The organism is Flavobacterium sp. NRK F7 (assembly GCF_024054195.1).
In the GTDB taxonomy this organism is placed as follows: domain Bacteria; phylum Bacteroidota; class Bacteroidia; order Flavobacteriales; family Flavobacteriaceae; genus Flavobacterium.
Genome location: NZ_JAMXLB010000025.1, coordinates 1 through 1,167, shown reverse-complemented (window position 1 = coordinate 1,167; position 1,167 = coordinate 1). Strand labels below are relative to the sequence as shown.

Sequence of the window (1,167 nt, the reverse complement as noted above, 5' to 3'; positions counted from 1 at the left end):
TGGTTTTTATTTCAACCAAGTAAATCCCTTGTGGTAGGTTACTTACTTCAATAGGAATCGTACGGTCGCCTTGTAACGTTTGCGTTTGTAGGCTTCTTCCGTTTAAGTCGTATACAGTAGCTGTTCCCGTTTCGTATTCAAAGTTTACGATGATATTGGTAAAACTAATCGCAGGATTCGGCATTGCCTCAACCTTAATTTTTAATTCTTCTTCTTTTTCTTTATCGCGTAGTTTCACTACCCAAAAATCACTGCCTCCTTTGGCTGATTTCTTATCTCTGGAAGCGCTTCCTTTGGAAGTTCCTGCTAAAAGATAACCACCATCTCTGGTTTCTAAGAGTTTCTTTAAGACTTCATCCCCTTTACTACCAACCGTTTGACTCCAAATCTCTTCTCCTTTCGCATTAATCTTTAAAGCGATATAATCGTTAATCCCTTCTTTGTCTGAACTAAGACTTTCTACTTTTGACTTTCCTCTTTTGACTTTTGACTCTCCCTGTGCATAACCACCAATTAAATAACTACCGTCTTTGTTTTCTACAATAGAGGTTAGTACATCAATCTTGCCATAATTATAGGTTTCTTGCCAATCGATTGCGCCTTTCTCATCGAGTTTTAATACCCAAAAATCACTTCCACTTTGACTGGATTTTGATTTGGAATTCGTAGCTCCAGAATTGGAATTTCCACCCACAATAAAACCACCATCTTTGGTTTGCAATAAGGTAAATAAGCTATCGTCTTTATCACCACCTAGCGTACGTTGCCATTCGATAGTTCCTGTTTCATCTAGTTTGACTATCCAATAATCACCTAAACCGAAATTCGCTTCTGTTTTATCTCCAGAAACAGGCGAATTGGAATAACCACCTAAAATATAACCACCGTCTTTGGTTTGAGATATACTTTTTAATTCATCTACATATTGACCTCCAATGGTTTTTTGCCATTGCATGCTACCATCGGCTTTTAGTTTTACAATCCAAAAGTCTAAATTTCCTCTAGAATCTTCGCTTTTACCAAAAGAATTCTTTTCTAAATCGGGTGAAATATTTGAGCTAGAAGTACCACCTAAAATGTAGCCTCCGTCTTGGGTTTGAGCAATACTCAGTAGTTTTTCCATACCATTACCACCAATGGTTTTTTGCCACAATTCCTGACCTTTAG

General features: G+C 37.4%; 1 protein-coding gene. It reads right to left on the bottom strand.

Annotation, left to right across the window (positions count from 1 at the left end; translation table 11 throughout):
- The coding region (locus NHF47_RS17190) for a T9SS type A sorting domain-containing protein (protein WP_252766144.1) at window positions 1-1,167 on the bottom strand (1,167 nt) is incomplete at both ends.